The organism is Taklimakanibacter albus (genome assembly GCF_016595235.1).
Taxonomy (GTDB): Bacteria; Pseudomonadota; Alphaproteobacteria; order Rhizobiales; family Aestuariivirgaceae; genus Taklimakanibacter; species Taklimakanibacter albus.
Window position 1 is genome coordinate 1,180,419 of the sequence record NZ_JAENHL010000007.1, and the last position, 24,384, is coordinate 1,204,802.

The window sequence follows — 24,384 nt, forward strand, 5'->3', positions numbered from 1 at the left end:
GAGCCCGACGGCAGCTTCCTCCTTGCCGAGAATCACTGCCCGATCTGCGCCGCGGCGCGGATCTGCCAGGGCTTCTGCCGCTCCGAGCTCGAGGTATTCCAGAACGTCCTGGGTCCCGGCGTCGCGGTCTTGCGCGCCGAGCACATCCTCGCCGGCGCCAGGCGCTGCGCTTATGTGATCCAGCCCCTGGCGGGCCATCCGTGACCGGCCAGACGATGACCGCCCTCCGGACCCCCGGCAATCTGGCCTTGTGGCGGATCTGCAGCGACCCCGACATTCCCACCCGCGCCAAGCTCTGCGCCGCCGTCCTCGGACACACACCCGCAAGCCGCTTCACTTCTCCCGAAAAGGCACAAAAATGACGGAAACAACGAGCCAGCGCGTCGACTGGCTGGGCTTATGGAAAAGCGGTGATCTGGCGCGTTTCTGCTTCATCAGCCTCGGCATCATGTTGCACGCGACCAACGAGACGATGGTGATGACGGTCATGCCGGCGATGCTGCGCGAGATCGAAGGCGTCGAATTCGTCGGCTGGTCCTTCGCCGTCTATGAGATCGGTTCGATCGTGGCGGGCGCCGCCACCGGACGGTTGGTCAGCTTCGTCTCGCTGCGCGCCAATCTGGTGATCGCCGCCCTCCTCTTCATGGCGGGCTGCGTCGTCTGTACGCTCGCCCCCTCGATGCCGTGGTTCCTGGTCGGCCGCCTGCTCGAGGGCTTCGGCGGTGGCGGGCTGGTGGCGCTCGCTTTCGTTTCCGTCGAGCGGCTGTTCCCGCGCGAGATCTGGCCGCAGCTCTTCGCCGTCATGTCGGTCATCTGGGGGGTGGCGGCCTTTTCCGGCCCGATGCTGGGAGCGCTCGCCGCCGAATATATCAACTGGCGCTGGGCTTTCGGCGTGTCGGCGGCAGGCGGTCTCGCCATGGCGGTGGCCTCGCTCCTGGTGCTGCGCATGCGTGCCGCCGGCGAGACGGTCAAGCCCGCCGGCGACAAGCCGCCCGCTTTTCCCTTCGAGGTGCTGGCCTGCCTGGCGGTCAGCGTGATTCTCATCGCCTCGGCCGGACTCGCCATCTCGCCGCTGCGCTCATCGCTTCTGCTGATCGTCGGCCTCGCCGGCATCGGCCTCGTCTTCGTGCTCGACGCCAGGCGGCCCAATTCGCGCCTCTTCCCGTCGCGCCCCTTCGACTGGCAGAGCCCCGTCGGCACCGGCATGACGATGATCGCGGCTTTCTCGGTGGCGACCTGCTCCTTCGGCCTTTACGCGCCCCTGATTCTTACCCGCCTGCATGACGTGCCGCTGCTGACTTCGGGTTACATCATCGCGTCCGAATCGATTTCCTGGTCGGTGCTGTCGATTCTCGTCGCCAACACCCCGCCCCACCGCGAGCGCCACATCGTGACCATCGGCGCCTTCATGATCACCATTGGCGTCGTCGGCTTCGCTTATGCGGTGCCGGCGGGCTCGCTCCCGCTGATTCTCTTATGCGCCATCCTGCAGGGCGGCGGCTTCGGCATGGCCTGGCCCTTCGTCACCCGCATGATCGTCGATGCCTCGCGCGCTAACGAAAAGACCATCGCCTCCTCGGCGGTGCCGACCATGCAGCGCATGGGTTATGCGGTGGGCGCCGCCATCGCCGGCATCATCGCCAATGCCGGCGGCTTCGCGCACGGGCTCACCGCCGAGACCGCCGCAGGGGCAGCTTCCTGGCTCTTTATTGCCTTTCTGCCGCTCGCCGCGGTCGGCTGTCTGGCGGGCTGGAAAACCGCAAGACGCTGATAACTTTATTCAAAGTTACGCACCGCCCTTTTCCTGCCATTTTTTGTCACCAGTTTCGCCATCATCGGGGGCTTGGATCCATATTCGGGTTAAGACTTCGGAAACCGTATGTTGTCACAATCCTTAACCGGAATAGTGCCTAAGCCCATGGCGTAATTGGTGTCTTTGACGCAAGGCAGCGTTAATGACGGTTGACTCGGGCAGGTCCGAAAGGCAAATTCCGCCCGTTGCTCACCGGGGTGAGGCCTGAGAGCAGCCAAGGCGCGACAGAGCGCTTTCCGCCAAAGTTGTTCGACTTTGGCGAAAAGTAAAGCGCTCCAGAACTAGATGCTTTCGAGCCCTTTCCTGCTTTGATCGGGTCGATCAAAGCAGAGGGCTCTAGGTCGTAGAAACAATTCACGCACCGAAGCGGGTCGGTGCAGAAGGTCAACTGGCCGGCAATAGCGAACGGCACGATTAGGGGAAGCGGGATTGATCGCGCGAGGGAATAAGCATACCGGGAATCTACCCGTCGCGGTGAACGGCGCCAGCCAGCCCGTGCATGTCGAGCAATTCGACGCCGACTTCGATGATCCCTTTGCCGCCGAGCCCACCCGTCCCTCGCATTGGCTTCTCACCACCTGCATCGCCGGCATTGCCGGAACTCTCGTCATCGGCGCCGCCATTCTGGGCTTCGTCGGGTCGAGCGGTTACTCCAACGACGCCATGGCCTCGATCAGCACCCGCGACACGCTGCGCAGCAATACGGCGAGCGGCGGGTTCCTTGAATCGGTGGCGCTCCGGCCCTTCGGCGAGTCCAGCTTCGAAGATGAAGAAGAGACGCCGGAAGTCTCGGGCGAATTCGTCATTCCGCAGCGCGGCGTGACCGGCGAAGCGGTTTATCCCGGCATCAGCGCCGGCGATCTGCCTTATGGCGGCGGCGGACGCACCGTGGTGCTCGACGCCGAACTCGCCGTCGCCTCGGTCAATGCCGAGAACATCACCACCATTTCCAAGACGCCGCCGCCCGAGCCGACCGACGAAACGATCACTCTCGCCGCCGGCAGCACGCTGATCGACGAGATCGTCAGCCGGGGCGTCACGCGCGAGGCGGCCCAGGCCCTCGTCGCCTCGATCGAGCCGGTCTTCCCGACCAAGCAGTTCAAGGACGGCACCGAATTCGAGCTCACCCTCGAGCAGCAGCAGGACTTCTATGGCCGCTATGTGATTTTCCCGGTGCGGCTCGCCTTCCGGCCCGGCCCGACCGAGAACATCCTGGTCGAAGCCGACGAGGACGGCCACTTCGTCGCCCGCATCGACGGCGAGAAGGAAGGCACGGCGTCGCGTTATGCCAATTACGATCACTTCCGCACCAAGGCGCGGGTCGGCTCTAGTCTTTATGCCACCGCCAAGGACTACAAGGTTCCAGATTACATCACCGCCGAGCTGACGCGCGTCTTCGCTTATGACGTCGACTTCCAGCGCCAGGTGAAGGCCTCCGACTCGTTCGAGGTGTTCTACGGCAACCCGCTCACCGGCTCGTCCAAGAAGCGCAAGGTTCTGCACTATGCCCAGCTCACCCTGGGCGGCAAGACCAAGACCTATTACCGCTTCACCGACGCCGATGGGCAGACCGACTATTATGACGAGCAGGGCCGCTCGGCCACCAAGTCGCTGCTCAAGACGCCGGTCTCCGGCTTCAAGCTGACCTCCGGCTTCGGCATGCGCCGCCATCCGCTGCTCGGCTATAACAAGATGCATACTGGCATCGACTTCGGCGCCCCCTATGGCACGCCGATCCGCGCCGCCGGCACCGGCAAGATCGAAGTCGCCGGCCGCTTCGGCTCCTATGGCATCGCCGTCAAGCTGCAGCACAGCGGCAAATACGAGACGCTTTATGCTCATATGAGCCGCCTTGCCGACGGCATCCGCCCGGGCGGCAACGTCCGCCAGGGCCAGGTGATCGGTTATGTCGGCTCCACCGGCCGCTCGACCGGTCCGCATCTCCATTACGAAGTCCGCATAAAGGACCGCCCGGTCAATCCGACCCGCGTCAAAGCCTCGGGCGGCCGCCAGCTGGCCGGCAAGGACATGAAGTCCTTCCAGTCGCTCAAGACCCGCATCATCGCCATGATGAAAGTGGCGCCCACAGGCACCCGCGTCGCGCAGGTTCAACAGTAGACAAGCGGGCCTCCGGCTCATCTCTCATAGGTTCTAAAAGCAATACGGCCGGACTTGATGTCCGGCCGTATTGCTATTCAGATTTGGGCGAAGATCAGTTCGAACCCGATCCGCCGCCTTCCGGCGTGGGCTCGGAGCTGGCCGGCGCCACGATCGCCGCCACCGCCGCAACCGGGGCCGCGACAGCGCGTTTGATCCTGCTCATCGCTTTCTTGACGGCCTTTCTGACCGGACCCGCCTTCTTCTTGGCGACGGCCTTCTTGGCGGCCTTCTTCTTCGCTGCTTTCTTGGCCGGTCTCGGCGCCTTGGCGGCTTTGCTCGCCTTCCGGACTACGCGCTTCTTTGCCGCTTTCTTCGCCGGCCGCTTGGCGGCCTTCTTGGCTTTCTTCGCGGCTTTCTTCTTGACGACACGTCTAGCCATTTGACGTTTCCTTCTGATCAGCGAGGCTTGCTGTACGAGCCCAACGCTGTTTGTTCATCTGGGTTCCAACGCACGATTCGGTCAAGGACCGACAAGCCAAACATTGCCAGTTATGCTCGGCAAGCGTTATGCTATTTTAGATACAACGCAACAACGGGCTGACGAAGGAGACTGTGCACATGAAATTGAGCGCACGCAATGTCCTCAAAGGAGTTGTCATCGAAATCAACAAGGGCGCGGTGACATCGCATGTCCGCCTCGATGTCGGCGGCAACATCGTGACGTCGTCGATCACCAACGAAGCCGTTACGGAACTCGGGTTGAAGAAGGGAATGACCGCTTATGCCGTCATCAAGGCCTCCGATGTCATGGTCGCGGTGGACTGACCCGCGCCGGCTTATCGGCGCTGCTGTCCTACTCGTTGTTCTGGCGAGCCCGGCGGCGGCCGAAGACGTCACCGCTTGCGGCAAATTCAAATGGCCGCTCGCCACCGAGAAATCCTGGTTCGACGCCGCGACCGACCTCAAGGCCTATGCTTCGGGAGCGGCGGTCGGTGAGCTCGCCGACGGCGCCTTGACGGTCGCGACCAAACCCATGGCCGAGATCGCCTTTGCGCTACCACCGGAAGGCAAGCCCAAGCCCGACAAGACCGCGGGCGCCCTGCTCGCTTTCGACAAGGTGGTGAAACCCGGCCGCTATCTGGTGACTTTGTCGGACGAGGCCTGGATCGACGTGGTGCAGGGCGGCGCCTATCGCCCATCGGGCGAATTCTCCGGCGTCCATGGCTGCCCAGGCTTACGCAAAAGCGTGCAGTTCGAGTTCGCTGATGCGCCCCTTACCTTGCAGTTGTCGAGCGCCTCGGCGCCGGCCATCAAGGTCGCGATCCGCAAGATCGACTAGGCCTATAAAAAACGGCGCGCAATCCGCGAGGATCACGCACCGAGGCCCCGGATCGGGCTGGCTTTGGCGAAGACAGGCCCGGACATTCGGGGAGGAGGATGTCTTGCAGCTTGCCCCTCTTCGTTATATTCAATCGGATATAATGACGTCAAGCAACGAGGGAACCATGCACGCCATACGAAGAATTCTGCTCAGCGCCGCGATCCTTTTAGGCTTCGCGGCCCATGCCTCGGCCGACCCGGTGAATGTCTTCGCCGCCGCCAGCCTGAAAAACGCGCTCGATGCCGTCTCCGAAGTGTGGAAGGCGGAAGCCGGCAAGGAAACCAAAAACACCTACGCCGCCTCCTCGGCGCTGGCCAAGCAGATCGAGCAGGGTGCGCCCGCCGATGTCTTCATTTCGGCCGATCTCGACTGGATGGATTATGTGGCAGAGAAGAAGCTGATCAAATCGGACACCCGCAAGACTCTGCTCGGCAACCAGCTGGTTCTGGTCGCGGCCAAAGACTCAGGTCTGAAGCTCGAGATCAAGGAAGGCGCCGATCTCGCGGGCGCGCTCGCCCGCGGCAAGCTCGCAGTGGGCGATGTGAAGGCGGTGCCGGCCGGCAAATACGCCAAGGCGGCGCTCGAGAAGCTGGGCCTGTGGGCTTCCGTCGAAAAGAGCCTGGCGATGAGCGAGAATGTCCGCGCCGCGCTTGCCCTCGTCGCCCGCGGCGAAGCCAAGCTCGGCATCGTCTATGCGACCGACGCCAAGGCCGAGAAGGAGGTCGCGGTGGCGGGCGTCTTTCCGGAGGACTCGCATCCCCCCATCGTCTATCCTGTGGCGGTGATCGTTTCCTCCAAGAACGCGGATGCCGAAGCCTTTGTCACCTATCTCTCTTCCCCCAAGGCGCAGGAAATCTTCACTGCGCAGGGCTTCACCATCCTCAAGTGAGTTTGCTTGATGACGGGCCTGTCTGAAGAGGATTGGACCGCCATCCTTCTGAGCCTCAAAGTGGCGAGCGTCGCGACGCTCGCCTCTTTGCCGGTGGGCCTGGCACTGGCCTATATCCTGGCGCGCTTCCGTTTTCCCGGCCGCACCTTGCTGGACGGCCTCATCCATCTGCCGCTGGTGATGCCCCCCGTGGTCACCGGCTATCTCCTGCTCCTGTCTTTCGGCCGCAAGGGCCCGATCGGCGCCTTTCTCGATGAGTGCTGCGGCCTCGTCTTTTCCTTCCGCTGGACCGGTGCCGCCCTCGCCGCCGCCGTGATGGGCCTGCCTTTGATGGTGCGCGCCATCCGCCTGACGCTCGAAAGCCAGGACCGCCGGCTCGAGCAGGCGGCCGGCACGCTGGGCGCGCGTCCCCTCTTCGTCTTCGCCACCGTCACCTTGCCCTTGGCGCTGCCCGGCATCCTGGCGGGGAGCATATTGAGCTTCGCCAAGGCGCTCGGCGAGTTCGGCGCGACGATCACCTTCGTCTCCAACATACCGGGCGAGACCCAGACCATTCCGGCGGCGATCTACACATTCACGCAAGTGCCGGGGGGCGATGCCAATGCGCTGCGCCTCACCGCCGTGTCGATCGTCATCTCGCTGTTCGCCCTCATCGCCTCGGAAATCCTGGCCCGCCGCCTCAACCGCCAGGTGGCGAGCTTCTCATGATCGAGATCGATGTCGGGCTGGCGCGGGCCAATTTCACGCTGGCGGTGAAATTCACTGCCGGCGAGGGCGTCACCGCTCTGTTCGGGGAATCGGGCGCCGGCAAATCGACGGTGCTGCATCTCGTCGCCGGCCTCCTCAAGCCCGATCGCGGCCGCATCGTCGTCAATGGCACGGTCTTCACCGACATGGCGGCGGGCATCTTCCTTCCCGCCCATCGCCGCCGCATCGGTTACGTGTTCCAGGATGCGCTGCTGTTTCCGCATCTGAGCGTCCGGCAGAATCTGACCTATGGCCGCTGGTTCACGAAAGCGGAGCCGAATGGCATCACCCTCGACCAGGTGACCGAGCTGCTCGGCATCGGCGCCCTGCTCGACCGGCGCCCGACGACGCTGTCGGGCGGCGAGCGCCAGCGCGTCGCCATCGGCCGCGCTTTGCTCGCCTCACCGCATGTCCTCTTGATGGACGAGCCGCTGGCGGCCCTCGACATCGACCGCAAGCGCGAGATCATCCCCTATATCCAGAGGCTGCGCGACGAGCTCAAGCTGCCGATCCTCTATGTCTCGCATGCGATCGAGGAAGTGGCGCGCCTCGCCGACCGGGTGATTCTGATGGCGCAGGGCCAGGTGAAGAGCGACGGCCCGCCGCAGCAGGTCTTGAGCCCGAAGGCCGGGCCCGGCGATGACCGTTTCGCCCGCGCCTCGATCCTCACCACGACGAAACCTTCTTATGATCCCGACTATCAGCTCACCCAAGTGAGCCATCCGGCCGGCGCGATCACCCTGGCCGGGCGTCTTCTTCCCCAGGACGGGCCGATCCGCGTGGTTATCCGCGCCACCGACGTGACCATCGCTTTGTCGAAGCCGCGCGAATTGAGCATCCGGACAGCCTTGCGCGGCAAGGTTTCCGCCATTTCCGAGCCGTTGGGCGCGGTGGTGATGGTGGAGGTGGAGCTGGAGGGTGGCGAGATCCTCGCTGCCGCGGTGACGCGCAAGGCGGTGGACGAACTGGGGTTGGGCGAAGGCGACCAGGTCCATTGCCTGGTCAAATCGGTCTCGATCGACGACCGTTTGATGGCCATCAAGGATTAAGCGGCGGCAAGGCGGCGGAAGTCATCACCACGGCCTGCCGGTCGCGCCAGATCCGCCGCGCTTCGTTGATGCCGGCAAAGAGCTTGCCGGTGTCACAGGAAACCGGCGCGCTTGCGAAGAGCGAAGCTTCAAGTCGCTCATAGTCCACAAGCGCTTCGCTGTTACCGAGCCAATCGCGCAAGGGCGCAACTTTCGCCCGTCCCGCCCAGGACTGGAGCGCGGCATAGACGATACCGCCATCGCCACCCCGACAGGCGGCCGAGAATTGCCTGAAGGAATACTCCTCCGATTGCTCGTATCGGAGCCGGCGCGTTTTCCGCCATGCTCCGATCGAGCGCCACAGACGCGGCACGAGCCAGGCGAGGCAAGCGAGCGCGACAACACCGGCGGCCACCCAGGCCAGCAGCCGCAGATTGACCGGATGCCTCGGCGCCGGCTCAGCGATCTCGGGCGGCTTGATCGCGGGCGTGAAGCCCGGGGCTTGCGCGACCGTCACGGCGATCTCCGGCGCTCGCGCCATGTCGTTCTTCTGTGTCTTCGGATCGTACCAGGCGATCTCGATGGCGGGCAGACGGTAGCTGCCGGCCGTCTCGAAACCATAGGTCACGCGGTCGACACGCGTGCCGCCGATCGTTCCCTGCGCCTGATCGAGCTTGTCGGTAAGCACCGGATCATGCGGATAAAGCCGCACACCGTCGGGTGCGGAAAAATCCGGCACCGGGATCATCATCGCCTGCATGCCTTGCGCGGTCACGGTGATGGTGCGCACCAGCGTATCGCCGGCCTTCAAGGTTTTCGGATCGCGGTCGAGATCCTGGGTGACGCCAATCTGTTGCGCGGCCGCTCCCCCGCTTGCCGGCGCGCCGGCAACGGTGAATGTCTGCGGCGGCAACGTCACCGACCCCTCCATGCCTGCCTGGCCCGGCACCGCCGCGAAGGTGAAAGGGATCACGGCGGGCGGCAAGGTAAAGTCGCCGGCCGTCTGCGGCGTCACGACATAACTCCGCCGGATGCCGGCATAACTCTCGCCCTTGATCGTCTCGGTCAGATTGACCGCCCGCTCGTCGGGCAGCGTGACGATCGCATTGGGCAGATCGAAGAGCGGGAATTTCGGCGGCGACAAAAAGAAGTTGGGCGCCAGCACGTCGACCTGGATCTGCACCTGCTGGCCGGGAACGATCGGTGGCTTGGTGAGGAGCTCGACCCGCAGCAGAGGCTCGGCGGCCTGGAGCCCGGTCACCATCATGAGAAACAGCAACAATGCCAGACAGCGCCACATCATGGCTTTACCCCTTCGGCCTCGATAGCGAATTTGCGCGCCAGGAGATCGGTGGGTGTGATCTCGATAGTACGCATCCACATATCGGCGGTCTCTTGGGCGAGATCGACCTCGGTGGACTTGCCCTTGCCGCTCTTCTCATCGAACTGAATCTGGTCCGGCTTGAGATTGGGCCCCTGCGCCGCCTCCTCTTCGTCCTCCTTGCGCTCCTTGATGAGCTTCTCGATGAGCGCCAGATTGGCCTTCGCCTCGGGCCAGTCGGGACGCGCCTTCAGCGCCTCGTTATAGCTCGCCGCGGCATCGTCGAGCCGGTCGAGATGCGCGAGAACATTCCCCTGATTGTAGAAGCTTTCAGGGGTCCGCAGCTGCGCGAAGGCATCGAGGGCGGCGCCATATTGCTCGGCCCGATAGAGCGCCACGCCCCGCCACATCGGATCCTCGAAATGCAAGGCGGCACGCGCATAATCGCCCTTATCGAAAGCGAGCCGGCCCTGCTGGTCGGGCGTCAGCCACAGATCGATGAAGCTTCTGTCTGCCGCCTCAGCCTTGCCCGGCAGCAGCAGCCCGCCCAAAAGCGCCGCCGCGAAGAACCATTGCACCGACCAGCCGCGCCTGAACCAGAACGCGCTGAGCAAGGTCAGCGGAAGGGTGAGCCACCAGCCGGCATCACGCCAGCGCATCTGGCCTTCGGCGAGCCGCGCCTGAAGATGAGTGCGGATGCGCTGGGTGACCCAGCGCACATCGCTGTCATCGGGTGTGATTGTAGCGACCGCTATGCCGGTGTCGCGGCCGAAATCGCGCAATTGCGCGACATCGAGCTTCGCCAGCACGCGCCCAGTGCCGTCGCTCAGATATTGGCCCTCGCCGGTCTTCACCGGACCGCCTTCCTCGGTGCCGACGCCGAGCACCAGGATTTCATTGTTGCCGGCGGGACGCTTGAACGCAGCGCCGGCAGCGGGTTCGATCCCGTCGGTGAAAAACAGAATGGTGCCCGGCACATCCTCGCGCGCCAGCCCCTGCTCGGCCGCCGTCAGCGCCTTTGCCGTGTTCTTGCCGGCGACCGGCATGATGCGGGTCTGGAGTGCGCCCACATAAGTGTTGACCAGAGACGCATCGTCAGTGAGCGGCAGCACCATATGGGCGCTGCCGGCATAGACGAAGACGGCGGTGCGCGCGCCCGGCCTCTGCTTCAGGATGTCCTGCACCTTGAGCTTCACCCGTTCGAGGCGCGAGGGCGTGATGTCGATCGCATCCATGGTTGCAGAGAGATCGATGACGAAAGCGAGCGGCGCCTTGTCCTCGACGAAAGGCGGCTGCTGGCGCTGCCAGGCGGGTCCCGCCGCGGCGAGCCCGCCCAGCGCGATGACGAGCGCGACGAAATGCACCGGCTGCCAGCGCCGGCGGCTTTGCTGGTCGATAAGCAGACGGTCGAGCAGATGCGGCGCGATGAGGTCCTTCCAGCGCGTGCGTGCATCACCCCGGCGGGTGATGAGAAAAACCAGGAGTGCGGCGGCGAGGATCGCGAGCAGCCACCAGGGCCGCAGGAAATGGAAATCGCCGATCATGACGCGGCCTGCGTCCGTGACCTGAGGCTCGCGGCGAGCCAGGCCAGCGCGTGATAGACGAGCGCCAGGAGCAGAGCGGCGCCCAAGGGATAGTGGAAGAGCTCGATCACCGGCCGCCAGGACAGAGTCTGCTGATTGGCGGGCGTGATCTGATCGAGCCGCGCATAGATCTGGGCGAGCTGTGTCTGGTCCTGCCCCAGGAAAAAGCGCCCGCCAGTGGCCTGGGCGACCTTCTGCAATACCAACGTATCGAGCCGGTCCTCGCCTTCGCCATTGGGATCACCGATGCCCACCGTATGCACCACGATGCCGTTGCGCTTGGCTATGTCGGCGGCGCGGTCGGGCGGCATGCGGCTCGCCGTGTCATTGCCGTCGGTCAGGACGATGAGCACTTTCTCGGGCGCCTTGCTGTCGGCGAACATCTTGATGGCGAGCCCGATGGAATCGCCCAGCGCCGTGCGCGGCCCCGCCATGCCGGGCAGCGCATCGGCGATCAGCATCTCGACGGTCGGATGATCGAGCGTGAAGGGCACCAGCGGATAAGGCGCGTCACCGAACGCGATGAGGCCGATGCGGTCGCCCTGGCGCTTCTTGACGAAATCGCCGACCACCTGCTTCACCGCCTGGACCCGCGTCTCCATCTGGCCGGTGGGATCGCGGAAGTCGCGCGTGTCCATCGATTGCGAGAGATCGAGCGCCAACAGGAGATCGCGCTGCGGCTCGGTCTTGGTGACGGGCGGCTCGACATATTGCGGCCGCGCCAGGGCCAGCACGATGAGGAGCCAGCAGAGGGGGGCGATCAGCCATTGCGCCCAGTTGCGTCGCGGCACGATCGAGCCTTCGGTCGGGGTGACGCCGGCCGCTTCGGCGACTTCATCAAAGAAGGGAATACGCAAGGCCGCGACCGTCTTGCGATAGGCCGGCACCAGCCACCACACCAGCACCGGCAAGGGCAGCACTAAGAGAAGCCATGGCTGGTCAAGCTGATACATGCAGCCTCTCGATCCAGCGCCGCGCATCATCGGCAAAATCCCGCGCGTCGCTTTCGGCGAGACCAGGGCCGGCGTGATATTCGAGATCGTCGAGAATCCGCGTGGCGGAATCACTCGTGAAATTCTGGCGTTTCAGGAAGACGAGCCACGCCGCACCCGAGAGCGAGGCGGTCGTTTCGCGTGGCCACGCTTTGAGCGCCACCCGCTTCAGCACTTCGGCGATACCGGTCGCGGCGGCGCCGACGCCGAGTGTCGCCGTCAGCCGATCGATCTCGGCCAGCGCCTCGCGGCGATAACGATTGGCGACATAACGCTTGTGCCGTCGCCACAGCGCCCACACGACGAGCGCCACAAGCAGAAGCGCGAGCGCCAGCCAACCCCAGGTCTCAGGCAGCCACGACACCGGTTGCGGCTGCACGATGTCGTCGAGCTTCTCCAGCGCCAGCGTGGTGAGGGGATCGGGACCTGGAGGGGCTGCCGGTTCCATGGTCAGCGCCGTCTCTGCCGCCAGGCCAGCTGGCCGAGGGTACGGCGCAGCTGCGGCGCTGTCTCTTCCGCCGCCGAGACGAGCAGCATCGGCAGACCGAGCTCCTGCTGCCAGGCGAGCAGCGCATCGCCATGACGCTTGGCGAAGTCGGTGATACCGCTCCGCACCTTGCCATGCCCCATGGCGAGCTCGACCTGCAGGTTGCCGCCCGAGACGACGATCTCGCCCTTCTCCGGCAAGTCCAGCATGAAGGGATCATAGACCAGCATCGCGATGACATCGTTGCTGACGGTGAGGCGCAGAAGCAGATCGCGGGTGCGCGGGCCGTGGCCTTCGAAGTCGCTGATGACGATGACCAGATGGTCGTGATGCGCCACCGCCGCCACTTTTTCGAGGACGAGATCGAGCTGCCCCGTGCCACGCTCGACCTCGAGATCGGCGGCGAGCTCGCCATTCTGCTTCGCCAGGGCGCCGGCAAAACCGATGACAGCGGCGCGGCTGTGCTGCGGCACGCGCTCGTCGATGTCGCTGTCATTGAAGATGAAACCGCCGACCCGATCGCCCAGCGCCATCACCCGCCAGGCGCACAACGCCGCCGTTTCCGCCGCACTCACCGACTTCATCTTGAGCCGGCTGCCGAAAAACATGTTCATGCGCTGGTCGACGACGATGAGCGCCGGCCGGTCGCGCTCCTCGTCATAGATGCGCACGAAGGGTTTGCCGCTGCGCGCCGTCACCCGCCAGTCGATGCTGCGGATATCATCGCCCGGCAGATAATTGCGCAACTCCTCGAAAGCGAGGCCGCGCCCGCGCCTGTGCGAGGAATGCCGGCCGGCGAGGAGGCGATCGACCGGACGTTTGGCGAGAAAGCCGAAATCGCGCGCCTGGGCTTCGAGCGCCACCAGATCCTCCGTCGCGACATGGACGCCCTTGTCGGGTCCCGCGGCGGTACCGTGCGGCCGCGCGATGCCTTTGGACCGTCCCAATGCCGAAAGCGAAAGAGCCATAAGGGCCCCTCTAACTGACCGCCACGAGCTCGACGACGCGATCGACCACCTGATTGGCGCTCACCCCCGCCGCATGCGCCTCATAAGAGAGGATGAGGCGGTGGCGGAACACGTCATGCACCACCGCCTTCACATCATCAGGGCTCACATAGTCACGCCCGTCGAGCCAGGCTTTCGAGCGCGCCACCTTGTCGAGGCCGATCGAGCCGCGCGGGCTCACCCCCACCTCGATCCATTGGCCGAGGTCCTTGTTGAGCTTCGCTGGCTCGCGCGTCGCATAAACGAGCGCGACGATATAATTCTCGACCGGCTCGGCAATGGTGATCTTGCCGATTTCCTGGCGCGCCTCGATCACCACCTTGGGATCGAGCTTGGGCGGTGGCGCTTTCTTCTCAGCCCCCGCCTCCTTCTCGCTTTCCTCTCTGCGCACCAGCCGCATGATCTGCGCCTCCGCCTCCCGCGCCGGATAATCGACCTGCACATGCAGGAGGAAGCGGTCGAGCTGCGCCTCGGGCAAGGGATAGGTGCCTTCCTGCTCGATCGGATTCTGGGTCGCCATCACCAGGAACAGATCCGGCAGGCCGTGCGTTTCGCCGCCCACCGTCACCTGGCGCTCCTCCATCGCCTCGAGCAGCGCCGACTGCACCTTGGCGGGCGCCCGGTTGATCTCGTCCGCCAGCACCAGATTGGCGAAGACCGGACCCGGCTGGAACTTGAATTCGCCCTTGCCGCCTTCGCTGTAATAGATCTCGGAGCCGGTGATGTCGGCCGGCAGCAGGTCCGGCGTGAACTGGACGCGCGACAGCTTGGCGTCGAGATTCTTGGCGAGGCTCTTGATGGCGCGCGTCTTGGCGAGTCCCGGCAGGCCCTCGACCAGCAGATGCCCGTCGCTCAGGAGCCCGAGCAGCAGGCGCTCGACCATCGCCTCCTGGCCGATGATCGACTGGCCGATCTTCTGGCCGAGCGCCACGATGTCGTCGCGTGCCGTCATTGCTCCCCTCCGCTGCCGAACCATTCGTAATAGGGATTGCCGGTGTGGGCCGCGGCGACTTTGCCCATCTGGATCCGCCAGCCTTCGCGATCGCCCTCATAGGCATAGACGCCGGCCTGGTAGAAGGCGTCGAGGAGATCGCGCTCGCGGCGGAATTCCGCCGCGAATGCCGCATCGGCCCCCGTGACCGGCGGATCATGGCGCAAGGCGAAGAGCTCGATGAGAACCGGCACGAAGGCATCGGGCCTGACCCAGGGCGCATATTCGATGCGCGGCCGATCGTCGGTGACCGGCAAGGCAGAGCCGGCAAAAGTCACGAGGCGGTCGCGGTCGGCGATCCAGGTCGACAGAAGTGCGGCAGGCGAGGTGATGCCGACTTCCGCAAGCGCGTCGCGAATGGCCGGTTCGGCGAGACGTCGCGAAATCATTTCGAGATCGAGCGGCATCGGCTCGAAGGAACCGATCAGCAGCATCTCGTGCAATTCTGTCGTCCACAGGCTGGCATGGGGAAAGACCTCGATGAAGCTCTTCACCAAAGCGCGCGTGTCGTCGCCATTCTGGGTCGGCAGCGGCAGCCATTGCGCGACCATGCCGCTGGGTTCGAGCCGCGATGCCGCGAGCCGGTAGAAATCTGTCGAATAGAGATTGGCGACGCCCGCCGCCGAGGGTGGCGGCGGCTCCAGCGTGATGAGGTCATAGGCGTCAGTGCTTTGCAGGAGCTCGCGCCGCCCGTCGCGCAAACGGATATCGAGCCGCGCATCGCGAACCGCGCCGTAATTACCGGCGAAGAACGCCGATGCCCGCGCGACGCCCGGCAAAAGCTCGGCGACCACCCGCCGTTCGAGCCCGGCATAGTCGAGCGTGGCGCCGGCGGTGATGCCGGTGCCGAGGCCGATCACCAGCACCGATTTCGGCTGGTTTTGCCGGATGATGAGCGGCAGCAGCGCCTGCAGGCGCATGTAGCGCAGCGACGGCAGAGAATCACCGGTATTGGAGACGCCCTGAATGTAGAGGCGGCGGAAAGTGCCCTTGCCGCCCTTCTGCTCGACCACCGCCACCGTGGCGCCGCGGCCCTCCTCGTAGAAGACGATTTCGCCTTTGCCGGTCGCCGGCAGCAAGGTCGCGAGCTTATTGGCTGGGATGAGCACTGCCAGCAGGCAGATGGCGCCCAAGGCGGCGATCGTCACCGCCAATGCCGTACGACCTTGCCGCCGCCACAGAACCGCGATCAGGCCGATCGCGGCGGCGGTGAGCGCGAGCAGCGCCAGCGTGCGCATCAGGCCGAGCTGCGGCACCAGCACGAAACCGGTCAGCACGGTGCCGGCAATGCCGCCCAGCGTGTTGAGCGCCGCCACTTTGCCGACCCCTTGGCCGACATGGCCATCGCTGACGATGAGGCGCAAAGCGGCGGGAAAGGCGGCGCCGAGGAATAGCGTCGGCACGAAGATGACGGTGAGGGCCGCGACGGCGAAACGCGCGCACATGCGGGCGAGATCATTGCCGGTGAGAGCCCAGGCGGCGCGCTCGGCGAGCGTCTGGAGCTGGATCAGCCAGTCGCCGAGCAAGGCCATCTGAAGCAGCGCGGTGAGCCCGGCGAGTGCGATGAGGAGACCGAAGGCGCTCCAGGGATCACGCACGCGATCGGCCCAGCGCGCAAAGAGGGCAGCGCCCAGAGCGAGACCGGAAAGATAGGTCGCCAGCACCACCGAAAAGGCGAAAGCGCGGGTGCTCATGAACTGCACGATCGCCTGCGACCAGACGACCTCATAGCCGAGCGCCACGCCGCCCGCCAAGGCATAGAGCGCGATGGCGACTTTCGCATCGCGTGAGAGGCGGGCCGGCGTTCCGACCGGCAGAAGCTTGGCGGCCGGAACGCTGCGATCGGCGAGCATGGCGCCCAAGGCCGCCAGCAATCCGATCGCGGCGGCGGCAAAGGCCGTGCCCTTGATGCCGAGGCTCGGAATGAACAGGAACGAGGCGAGCAAGGCGCCGGTTATGGCGCCGAAGGTGTTGGCGGCGTAGAGGCTCCCGCCCTTTCGGCCGATGCCGGCCGCCGAAGAGGTCAAGGCGCGCACCAGCACCGGCAATGTGCCGCCCATCAGAAAAGCAGGAACGCCGACGAGCGCGAAGACCATCGCCCAGGCGAGGACGCTGCTGCGCATCTCGAGCGCGGCGAACCAGGGTGGTGCGGCCGCGAGCAGAAAGGTCGCCGCGACTCCCAGCACCGCGACGCCGGTCTCGAGCCCGGCATAAAGGAGATAGGGCCTCACGCTCCGGTCGATCACGCGTCCCAGCGCCAGCCCGCCGAGCGCCAACCCGGTGAAGAAGGCGCTCACCCCCACTGTGACGGCGAAGATGTCGATGCCGACGACGAGCGACAGCTGCTTGATCCAGAGGATCTGGAAAGTGAGCGCCGCCAGCCCTGAGCCAAAGAGCAGGAGAGACGGCCACAGCACAGCAGTATGCGTGATCCGCAGTTCGCCTGCGCGATCAGCCTTCCCGCTCATGATCGCAGCTTTCATGCCGGCTAGTCCTGTCGTCAAGCCGGGGACGCATCGATTTCACCTCGATGCATCCCCGAAGGTCTTCGCGCAAACTTCACTATTGCTTCTGGTCGATCGACTTCATCATCTCATCCACCAGTTGGTCGATGCTGAAGCTCGCCGGCCGCTGGCTCGGCGGGAAATCCTTGAACGTCGCGAGGAAGGGCGCCACGCGATAGACGCCATACTGGATCAGATAGGCGTTCTTCGCCGTCCAATCGTAATACTGATCGGAAACGACATCGGCGCGCTCAAAGGGATCCATGCGCAGATTGAAGATTTTCGGCGCCCGCAACGAGGTGAAGGGATTCGCCCAGACCGCGAAACCGCCCGGGGCCCGCTGCTCCTCGAAGACGATCTTCCAGTTGTTGTAGCGATAGGCGACCATCGCGCCATCGTCGTTGAAGTAGAAGAATTCATTGCGTGCCGACTTCGGCTGCTGGCCGGTGAGATAGGGCAGCTGGTTGAAGCCGTCGAGATGCACCTTGGCGTCCTTGCTGCCGAGTTTGGTGCCTTTCAGCAGCTTATCCTTGATGTCCGGATCGCCCCCGGCCGCGACCAGAGTCGGGAACCAGTCGAGACCCGAGATCATCTCGTTCGAGACCGTCCCCGCCTTGATCTTGCCCGGCCAGCGGATCAGCGCCGGCACCCGGAAGGCGCCTTCCCAGTTCGTGTCCTTCTCGCTGCGGAACGGTGTCGTCGCCGCATCCGGCCATGAAAACTGGTTGGGACCATTGTCGGTGGAGTAAACCACGATGGTGTTGTCGGCGATCTTGAGATCGTCGAGCGCCTTAAGCAGTTTGCCGACATCGCCGTCGTGCTCGACCATGCCGTCGGCGTATTCGTTGCCCGGCATGCCGCTCTGGCCCTGCATGGATTCACGCACATGGGTGAACAGATGCATGCGCGTGGTGTTCATCCAGGTGAAGAAAGGCTTGCCCGCTTTGGCCTGCTTTTCCATGAAGGTAATGGCCGCCGCCGTCGTCTCGTCATCGACGGTTTCCATGCGCTTGCGGTTGAGCGGTCCGGTGTCCTCGATCTTCCCGTCGGCGAAGCTGTGCAGCACGCCGCGTGGCGAATTGCCTTTGACGAAGGTCGTGTCATCCTTCGGGTAATAGGGCCGCTCCGGCTCCTCTTCGGCATTGAGGTGATAGAGATTGCCGAAGAACTCGTCGAACCCATGGTTGGTCGGCAGGAATTCATCGCGGTCGCCGAGATGGTTCTTGCCGAACTGTCCGGTCGCATAGCCCAGGTTCTTCAATGCTTCGGCGATGGTGACATCGCGCGCCTGGAGACCGACGGTGGCGCCCGGAATGCCGACCTTGCACAGGCCGGTGCGCAGGCACACTTGCCCGGTGATGAAGGTCGAGCGCCCGGCCGTGCAGCTGTTCTCGCCATAATAGTCGGTGAACAGCATGCCTTCCTGGGCGATCCGGTCGATATTGGGCGTCCGGTAGCCGACCACGCCCATGGAATAGGCGCTGATATTCGTCTGGCCGATATCATCGCCGAAGATGACGAGGATATTGGGCTTGGCCGCATCCTGCGCCTGGGCTTCCGTGACCGGCACCAGCGCCGATGAGGCCAGCATGGAGGAGACGAAAACCGCGCCGGCGAACACTCCGCCGGCCAGGCGATTGAGAAGAGTTTTATCTTTCGGGGGGGAGATGTCTTCTGTCACGGCACAGCTTTCACGTGCTTGCTTCTGCATGATCTGGCCTCCTGGTTGCAAACATGCTGGCACCGCCCGGCGTCCCGGCGAGCGGCATTTATCTGATCATTCCCAGGCGCGGCGAAACATTCTAGTTGGACCTAGGACCTACAGGCTTGCCGTCATTCGGATAAGAAGAAGACCGGGCCCCGCTTTCAAGCCGGGAGGGATCAACCCGGATGGGATGAAGGACGGGGCCCGGACAAGGGCGCGGTCGGGGGAAGGATGGGAGACCTGCCCTCGCAAAAGATATATGAAGGCAAACACGATTGCAGGGCCGGAAATAGCGCGCAATTGCCCTTTGGTCCAACCATTGCCGGATCAATTTGTTTTAGATTTGCTACTTTGCCCGGGCTTTGGCCCGGCTTTCGGCCTTGTCGGCGCCGCCGCGCGTCACTTGGCCGAGCACGCGGCCGAGCCGTTTGGCGAGGATCTGGACGGAATCGGCCTCCACCGCGCGATAGGCGGCGATGAGGTTCTCGCCGAGCTCGGTGAGCTTGGCGCCACCGCCATGCGAGCCGCCCGTCACCGCGGCGATGACCGGCTCCTTGAACATATGGTTCATCTCATCGAGGAGCAGCCAGGCGCGCCGGTAAGACATGTCCATGCCGCGCGCCGCCGCCGAGATCGAGCCTGTCTCGGCGACGAGCTCGAGCAGGCGCACCTTGCCGGGGCCGATACGCTGTTCGGGGCCGAATTCGATACGGAGCGAGGCTTTGGGGTAGGTCATGCCCCCATATTAGACCAACTCAGTTCATATTCCAGCCATGGCTCACCACGATCGACTGGCCGGTGAGCGCGCTGGTCTCGAAAGAAGCGAGCGTCAGCGCAACTTCGGCGACGTCCTCGACGGTGGTGAACAGCTGGTCGACCGTGTTTCCGAGCATCACCTTCTTGACCACCTCGTCTTCCGAGATGCCGAGATCGCGCGCCTGCTCGGGGATCTGCTTCTCGACCAAGGGGGTGCGCACGAAGCCCGGGCAGATGACATTGCTGCGCACACCGTATGGCCCGCCTTCCTTGGCGAGCGTGCGGGCCAGGCCCAATATGCCGTGTTTGGCCGCCACATAGGCGGATTTGAGCGGCGAGGCCTCCTTGGAATGGACCGAGCCCATGAAGATGATGCTGCCGGACTTCTTCTTATACATATGCGGCAGGCAGGCCTTGGCGGTGAGGAAGGCGCCGTCGAGATGGATCGAGATCAGCTTCTTCCATTCGGCGAAGGGGAAATCCTCGATCCGGTGCACGATCTGGATGCCGGCATTGCTGACCAGAATGTCGACGCCGCCGAATTGCGCAACCACTTTGGCGACGCCTTCATTGACCTGCTCCTCGCTCGTTACATCCATGGCGATGCCGATGGCCTTGCCCGGCCCCTGCTTGGTGAGGTCGGCGGCGGCCGCCTGGGCCGCGTCTTCCTTCAGATCGGCAATGGCGACGATCGCCCCTTCCGCGACATACCGTTTGGCGATGGCGAGGCCGATGCCGCTGGCGGCGCCGGTGACGATGGCGATCTTCTTGTCGAGCTTCATGGAAAGACTCCTTACGATTCGGGGGATGGCTATTTTTTGGTGAGATCGAGCACGGTGACGCCGGGCTTGGGCGGCATGCAGCTCTTGAGCTTGTCGTCGCTGAGTGTCGTCAGCGCGTCTTTGCGCCCCTGCTCCCAATGCTCCTCGACCGACACGCGGGAAAATTCATAGTCGCGCGCCTGCGTCTCGTAAGTGCGCTCGCGATAGATGAGATGGACGATGGTGACCGCCGGCTCCTCGCCGATTTCGGTCAGAAGCCTGGCATCGGCATCGCCCTGGAGCGCCGCCGGCAGCTTGCGCAGGAGCCGCGCCAGGGCGGCGCGGTATTCGATGCGCTTGGCCGCCATGTCGGTGTTGAAGCGGGTGCGGCTCGAATAGCGGATTTCCTTCTCGCGCTCTGCCGCTTCGAGGAGATTGCCGGGCACCGGCCCCCGGGCGCTGAACAGATCCACCTGGAAGATGAATTTCTGCGGGTCGGATGTTTCGTCCAGCACATATTGCAAGGGCGTGTTGGAGACGAGGCCGCCGTCCCAATAATAATCGCTGCCGATCTTGACCGCCGGCAGGCCGGGCGGCAACGCGCCCGACGCCATGATGTGCTCCGGCTGGAGCTTCTCCTTGTCCTTGTCGAAGAAGGTGAGATTGCCGGTGGCGATATTGACGGCGCCGACGCTCAGGCGCGGGCCTGCGCGGTTGAGATAGTCGAAATCGACGAGCTCGTTCAGCGTCGCGGCCAAGGGTTCGGTCGAATAATAGCTGACCGATGTCGGCCCGTCGGCCGCCATGAAGACCGGTGAGGGAAAACGCGGCCTGAAGAAGCCTTGCACGCCGAAAGCCAGGCTCGACAGCGCACTCGCTTCGTTGAAGAGCGTGCGGTGATGGCCGTCGCCGATCAAGGGAACGCCGAGCACGCCGGAGGAGACCCGCTCCCAGAAGCCGCGCAGCTTCTTGATCCGATCCTCCGGCCGGTTGCCGGCAATAATCGCCCCATTGATGGCGCCGATCGAGATGCCGGCGATCCAGCCGGGGGTGAAGCCGTTTTCGCTCAAGGCCTCGAAGACGCCCGCCTGATAGGCGCCGAGCGCGCCGCCGCCTTGCAGGACGAGGATGACATTGTCCCGCTCGATTGAGGATTTGCTGGCCATGGCCGAGCTTACCCTGGTCTCATGCTGCATTGCAACATAGCCCTCGTGAATTCGCCGTAAGGGAGGGCTGGTGGAACTCCGCAATTGCTGACAATCTGATTGCAAGCGGAATACCGGAATCACAGGGAGACGGACCATTATGAAGAAGACTTTCGCGATCGCGGCCTTGGCTTTGGGCGCGACCATGGCCTTGAGCCAGGCCTCTATTGCCGGCGAGACACTCGACCGAGTCATGAAGAACAAGGTCATGGTCGAGACGACCGACCGCGCCTATCCGCCTTTTTCCTATATCGATGAGAAAGGCGAGGTGATCGGCTTCGATATCGACGTCGCCAAGGAATTCGCCAAGCGGATCGGCGTCGACATGAAGACCGAGACGCCGTCCTGGGAGATCATCACCGCCGGCAACTGGAAGGGCCGCTGGGACATCTGCGTCTGCTCGATGACGCCGACCAAGGAGCGCGCCGAGGTGCTCGACTTCGTGCTGCAATATTATTCGGCGCCCGCCGTCGTGGTGGTGAACACCGACAACAACGACATCAAGGGCGCCGCCGATCTCAACGGCAAGAAGGTCGGCGCCCAGTCGGGCACCACCTACGAGAAATACATCATGAAGAGCCTGGTCATCGATATTCCGGGCGCGGAAGCGGTGACCTATCCGTTCAACGAGCTGAATCCGGTGCCGTATGATTCCGAGGACACCGCCTTCCAGGACCTGGCTCTCGGTACAGGCAAGCGGCTCGACGCCATCGTCAGCAACTATCTCACCGCCATCGAGCGCGTGAAGGCGGCGCCCGACAAGTTCAAGATCGTCGGCGATCCGGTCTTCGGCGAGCCGATCTGGATCTCGGTCGACAAGGGCGACCCCGAATGGCAGGCCAAGATCAAGGAGGTCTTCAAAGCGATGTCGGATGACGGCACGCTGAAGCAGATCTCCGAGAAGTGGGTCGGACGCGACATCACGACCAAGCAGTGAGCGACACGTCGTCACCTGAAACCGGAGCCGGGACCGTCCCGGCTTCGACTTTCCCCAAGACCGCGGACGCGAATTTCCGGTTGCGTGTGTTCGCCGTCTGGGCCTCGCTCCTGGCGCTCTTCGTCTTCTTCTTCCTGAGCTTCGATCTCAAATTCGGCTTCATCGTCGAGAAGCTGCCTTTCCTCACCGGCCTGACGCTGACGCGCGACGGCTTCATCCAGGGTGCCGCCCTCACCCTCTTCGTCTGTTTCTTCGCCATCATCGCCTCGATCATCTTAGGGTTCGTCTCGGCTTTGGGGCGGCTGTCGAAGAGCGCCGTCTTCTACGGCATATCGACCTTCTACACCTCGTTCTTCCGCGGCACGCCGCTGCTCGTGCAGATCTTCCTCATCTATCTGGGGCTGCCGCAATTGGGACCGGTGCCGGCCGCGGTGCCGTCGGGCATCATCGCATTGTCGCTCAATTACGGCGCTTACCTGAGTGAGATTTTCCGCTCCGGCATCATGTCGGTGCCGAAGGGCCAGCGCGAGGCCGGGGCCTCGCTGGGCCTGCATCCATGGGTCGTCATGTGGCGCATCGTGCTGCCGCAGGCGATGCGGGTGGTGATCCCGCCGACCGGCTCGCAATTCATTTCCATGCTCAAGGATTCGTCCCTCATCTCGGTGATGGGCGTGTGGGAAATCATGTTCCTGGCCCAGTCCTTCGGCCGCGCCGCCTATCGTTATATCGAGATGCTGGTCACCGCCGCGGTGATCTACTGGATCCTGTCGATCTGCTTCGAGATCATCCAGGCCCGCCTCGAGGCCCATTACGGCAAGGGTTTTAGAGAACGGCACTGAACGCAACGGGGGCGGACATGCAATTCGCGAATGGAATATGGCAGGCGGCCTGGGATGCCTACCGCATCAACCTGAAAACCGTGCTGATCGTGGTCGGGCTGGCCTTGGTGTTCGACCTGGTGACCGATTATTTCGGCGGCGCCAGCAGCAGCTCGCGCTCGGTCGCCGATCTGTTCATCTGGGGCATGCTGGCCATCTCCATCCACGGAACCATTCTTCTCAACCAGGTGGATCTGGCCACGACGAACTCGAAGCTGCTCGGCCCCTTCGTCTTGCGCTCCCTGGCCCTTCTCGCTTTGATGATGGTGCCGACTTTCGCGGCCATCATCTATTTCTATGAGCCCGACAGTCTATGGCTGACGCTCCTCAAGGCATTACCCGTCATCGGCGCGGCGGCGCTTGTCGTCTTCGCGCTGCTCGGCACCTGGCTTCCCGCCACCGTCGTCGGCACCGACAAGCGGTTCGGCAGCGCTTTGGCGCGGGGCACGAAGACATTTCTCTATACCGCGATACGGCTGATCATCGGACCGGGCCTTATCCAGGGGATCATCACGGCCGTCGTGATGACGATTATCACACGCGGCATCATCGTCGGCGAGATCTACGGCGCCGCCGGCTTCAGCTTCCTCGATCTCGTTTTCTGGCCAATGGCCTATCTCGTGCGGGCCTATTCGGTGGCACTCCTCGCCGTCATCCTGTCGCGCGCCTATCTCATCGCCGAGCAAGCGATGGCGCAGACTAAAGCGTGATGACGAGGAAGAGTCGCTTCATCTTCCTATTTGCGCATGATTTTTCCGGAAAACCGCTTCGCACTTTTCCGGATCATGCTCTAGCTGAAGCCGTCAAGGCTGCGCGAGGGCATCGAGGAGTCAAAAAACGGAAGAGGGTACCGCCGTCGACGATACCCCCAATTCCTTATCACTTTTCCCCTGTCGGGGCAGATCACCAGTAGACGGCGAAGCCACCCGAGGCGTTCGGCTTGGTCACGTCGTCGCTGAACAGGATGCCGCCCTTCAGATAGAGCGTCGTGTTGGTCGACAGATTGACGTCGACCTGGCCGCTGACATCGCCATAGACGCCTTCCATGCCGTCATCCGAGATGCCCAGCGGCACGTCGGCCAGAATGTCGACCTCGTTGTCGGTCGAGAACACATTCCACACCCGTGCCGTCGCCGAGGCGCGGACCGTGTCGCCGCCATAGCCCGCCCGGACGCCCGCACCGCCGCGGAAGCTTTCATTCGTGCCGGCATCGATATCCACCCCGCCGATCGAGAAGTCGTCGATCTTGGTCGAGAGCGCATCGGCCGACAGCATCGGCTCGACGAACAGGCTGTCGCC

Annotated in this window: 24 protein-coding genes (1 of these 24 cut by a window edge); 11 read left to right on the top strand and 13 right to left on the bottom strand. The window is 63.9% G+C overall.

Features of this window, described 5'->3' with window-relative positions; genetic code table 11:
* The 3 genes from JHL16_RS17235 to JHL16_RS17245 form a co-directional block, all read left to right on the top strand.
* Nucleotides 1-204, top strand: partial view of a helix-turn-helix transcriptional regulator gene (locus JHL16_RS17235; RefSeq protein ID WP_246770960.1) — the end only. 348 nt of this gene lie to the left of the window's left edge; 204 of the gene's 552 nt are visible here — the last part of the coding sequence; the start codon falls outside the window, past its left edge; it ends in the stop codon at nucleotides 202-204.
* 154 nt (nucleotides 205-358) lie between these two features.
* Complete coding sequence (locus tag JHL16_RS17240; protein ID WP_200186098.1) at nucleotides 359-1,771, top strand: MFS transporter; 1,413 nt, start codon at nucleotides 359-361, stop codon at nucleotides 1,769-1,771.
* A gap of 516 nt (nucleotides 1,772-2,287) precedes the next feature.
* Entirely contained in the window at nucleotides 2,288-3,931 is a 1,644-nt protein-coding gene (locus JHL16_RS17245) for a M23 family metallopeptidase (RefSeq protein ID WP_210346033.1), read from the top strand.
* A gap of 94 nt (nucleotides 3,932-4,025) precedes the next feature.
* Here the strand turns inward: JHL16_RS17245 and JHL16_RS17250 are convergent, their stop codons facing one another.
* The gene (locus JHL16_RS17250; RefSeq protein ID WP_200186100.1) at nucleotides 4,026-4,352 is read right to left on the bottom strand and encodes a hypothetical protein; all 327 of its coding nucleotides are present in this window, start codon (nucleotides 4,350-4,352) and stop codon (nucleotides 4,026-4,028) included.
* Nucleotides 4,353-4,531: 179 nt separating this feature from the next.
* On the opposite strand from JHL16_RS17250, the gene JHL16_RS17255 reads away from it, so the two are divergent.
* The 5 genes from JHL16_RS17255 to modC all read left to right on the top strand — a co-directional run bounded on the left by JHL16_RS17255 (nucleotide 4,532) and on the right by modC (nucleotide 7,979).
* Nucleotides 4,532-4,738, top strand: a complete 207-nt coding sequence (locus JHL16_RS17255) for a TOBE domain-containing protein (protein WP_200186101.1) — start codon at nucleotides 4,532-4,534, stop codon at nucleotides 4,736-4,738.
* Complete coding sequence (locus tag JHL16_RS17260; RefSeq protein WP_200186102.1) at nucleotides 4,716-5,252, top strand: hypothetical protein; 537 nt, start codon at nucleotides 4,716-4,718, stop codon at nucleotides 5,250-5,252. Before JHL16_RS17255 ends, JHL16_RS17260 begins: the two co-directional genes overlap by 23 nt.
* A 166-nt stretch (nucleotides 5,253-5,418) precedes the next feature.
* Complete coding sequence (modA, locus tag JHL16_RS17265; RefSeq protein WP_200186103.1) at nucleotides 5,419-6,183, top strand: molybdate ABC transporter substrate-binding protein; 765 nt, start codon at nucleotides 5,419-5,421, stop codon at nucleotides 6,181-6,183.
* A 9-nt stretch (nucleotides 6,184-6,192) separates the two neighbouring features.
* Nucleotides 6,193-6,891, top strand: a complete 699-nt coding sequence (modB, locus tag JHL16_RS17270; RefSeq protein WP_200186104.1) for a molybdate ABC transporter permease subunit — start codon at nucleotides 6,193-6,195, stop codon at nucleotides 6,889-6,891.
* Nucleotides 6,888-7,979 (top strand): molybdenum ABC transporter ATP-binding protein, encoded by a 1,092-nt coding sequence (modC, locus tag JHL16_RS17275; protein WP_200186105.1) that lies wholly within the window; start codon nucleotides 6,888-6,890, stop codon nucleotides 7,977-7,979. The genes modB and modC overlap by 4 nt, the downstream gene beginning before the upstream one ends.
* Here the strand turns inward: modC and JHL16_RS17280 are convergent.
* The 11 genes from JHL16_RS17280 to JHL16_RS17330 form a co-directional block, all read right to left on the bottom strand.
* Complete coding sequence (locus tag JHL16_RS17280) at nucleotides 7,969-9,261, bottom strand: BatD family protein (RefSeq protein ID WP_200186106.1); 1,293 nt, start codon at nucleotides 9,259-9,261, stop codon at nucleotides 7,969-7,971. The two genes, modC and JHL16_RS17280, sit on opposite strands and share 11 nt — an antisense overlap.
* Nucleotides 9,258-10,823: a VWA domain-containing protein gene (locus JHL16_RS17285; RefSeq protein WP_200186107.1), complete on the bottom strand. Its 1,566-nt coding sequence runs from the start codon at nucleotides 10,821-10,823 to the stop codon at nucleotides 9,258-9,260. Before JHL16_RS17285 ends, JHL16_RS17280 begins: the two co-directional genes overlap by 4 nt.
* Entirely contained in the window at nucleotides 10,820-11,815 is a 996-nt protein-coding gene (locus tag JHL16_RS17290; RefSeq protein ID WP_200186108.1) for a vWA domain-containing protein, read from the bottom strand. Before JHL16_RS17290 ends, JHL16_RS17285 begins: the two co-directional genes overlap by 4 nt.
* On the bottom strand, nucleotides 11,802-12,302 hold the full coding sequence (locus tag JHL16_RS17295) for a DUF4381 domain-containing protein (RefSeq protein ID WP_200186109.1): 501 nt from the start codon (nucleotides 12,300-12,302) through the stop codon (nucleotides 11,802-11,804). The genes JHL16_RS17290 and JHL16_RS17295 overlap by 14 nt, the downstream gene beginning before the upstream one ends.
* A gap of 2 nt (nucleotides 12,303-12,304) precedes the next feature.
* Nucleotides 12,305-13,309 (bottom strand): DUF58 domain-containing protein, encoded by a 1,005-nt coding sequence (locus JHL16_RS17300; protein WP_200186110.1) that lies wholly within the window; start codon nucleotides 13,307-13,309, stop codon nucleotides 12,305-12,307.
* Between the two features lie 10 nt (nucleotides 13,310-13,319).
* Nucleotides 13,320-14,300, bottom strand: coding sequence for an AAA family ATPase (locus JHL16_RS17305; RefSeq protein WP_200186111.1), 981 nt, complete (start codon nucleotides 14,298-14,300; stop codon nucleotides 13,320-13,322).
* Nucleotides 14,297-16,807, bottom strand: coding sequence for a fused MFS/spermidine synthase (locus tag JHL16_RS17310; protein WP_200186112.1), 2,511 nt, complete (start codon nucleotides 16,805-16,807; stop codon nucleotides 14,297-14,299). Before JHL16_RS17310 ends, JHL16_RS17305 begins: the two co-directional genes overlap by 4 nt.
* A gap of 94 nt (nucleotides 16,808-16,901) precedes the next feature.
* Nucleotides 16,902-18,434, bottom strand: a complete 1,533-nt coding sequence (locus JHL16_RS17315) for an arylsulfatase (RefSeq protein WP_200187172.1) — start codon at nucleotides 18,432-18,434, stop codon at nucleotides 16,902-16,904.
* Nucleotides 18,435-18,894: 460 nt separating this feature from the next.
* The gene (locus tag JHL16_RS17320) at nucleotides 18,895-19,284 is read right to left on the bottom strand and encodes a winged helix-turn-helix domain-containing protein (protein WP_200186113.1); all 390 of its coding nucleotides are present in this window, start codon (nucleotides 19,282-19,284) and stop codon (nucleotides 18,895-18,897) included.
* A gap of 19 nt (nucleotides 19,285-19,303) precedes the next feature.
* On the bottom strand, nucleotides 19,304-20,086 hold the full coding sequence (locus JHL16_RS17325; protein ID WP_200186114.1) for a 3-hydroxybutyrate dehydrogenase: 783 nt from the start codon (nucleotides 20,084-20,086) through the stop codon (nucleotides 19,304-19,306).
* A 29-nt stretch (nucleotides 20,087-20,115) separates the two neighbouring features.
* On the bottom strand, nucleotides 20,116-21,231 hold the full coding sequence (locus JHL16_RS17330; protein WP_200186115.1) for a DUF3734 domain-containing protein: 1,116 nt from the start codon (nucleotides 21,229-21,231) through the stop codon (nucleotides 20,116-20,118).
* A 139-nt stretch (nucleotides 21,232-21,370) separates the two neighbouring features.
* Between JHL16_RS17330 and JHL16_RS17335 the strand changes: the two genes are divergently transcribed.
* The 3 genes from JHL16_RS17335 to JHL16_RS17345 are packed head-to-tail and all read left to right on the top strand — an operon-like array spanning nucleotide 21,371 to nucleotide 23,795.
* Nucleotides 21,371-22,207: a transporter substrate-binding domain-containing protein gene (locus JHL16_RS17335; RefSeq protein ID WP_200186116.1), complete on the top strand. Its 837-nt coding sequence runs from the start codon at nucleotides 21,371-21,373 to the stop codon at nucleotides 22,205-22,207.
* Nucleotides 22,204-23,046: an ABC transporter permease subunit gene (locus tag JHL16_RS17340; RefSeq protein ID WP_200186117.1), complete on the top strand. Its 843-nt coding sequence runs from the start codon at nucleotides 22,204-22,206 to the stop codon at nucleotides 23,044-23,046. Before JHL16_RS17335 ends, JHL16_RS17340 begins: the two co-directional genes overlap by 4 nt.
* Before the next feature lie 17 nt (nucleotides 23,047-23,063).
* Nucleotides 23,064-23,795 (top strand): hypothetical protein, encoded by a 732-nt coding sequence (locus JHL16_RS17345; protein WP_200186118.1) that lies wholly within the window; start codon nucleotides 23,064-23,066, stop codon nucleotides 23,793-23,795.
* 193 nt (nucleotides 23,796-23,988) lie between these two features.
* On the opposite strand, the gene JHL16_RS17350 is transcribed toward JHL16_RS17345, so the two are convergent.
* Nucleotides 23,989-24,384: autotransporter domain-containing protein (locus JHL16_RS17350; RefSeq protein ID WP_200186119.1), on the bottom strand; the 396-nt coding region annotated here is incomplete at its 5' end.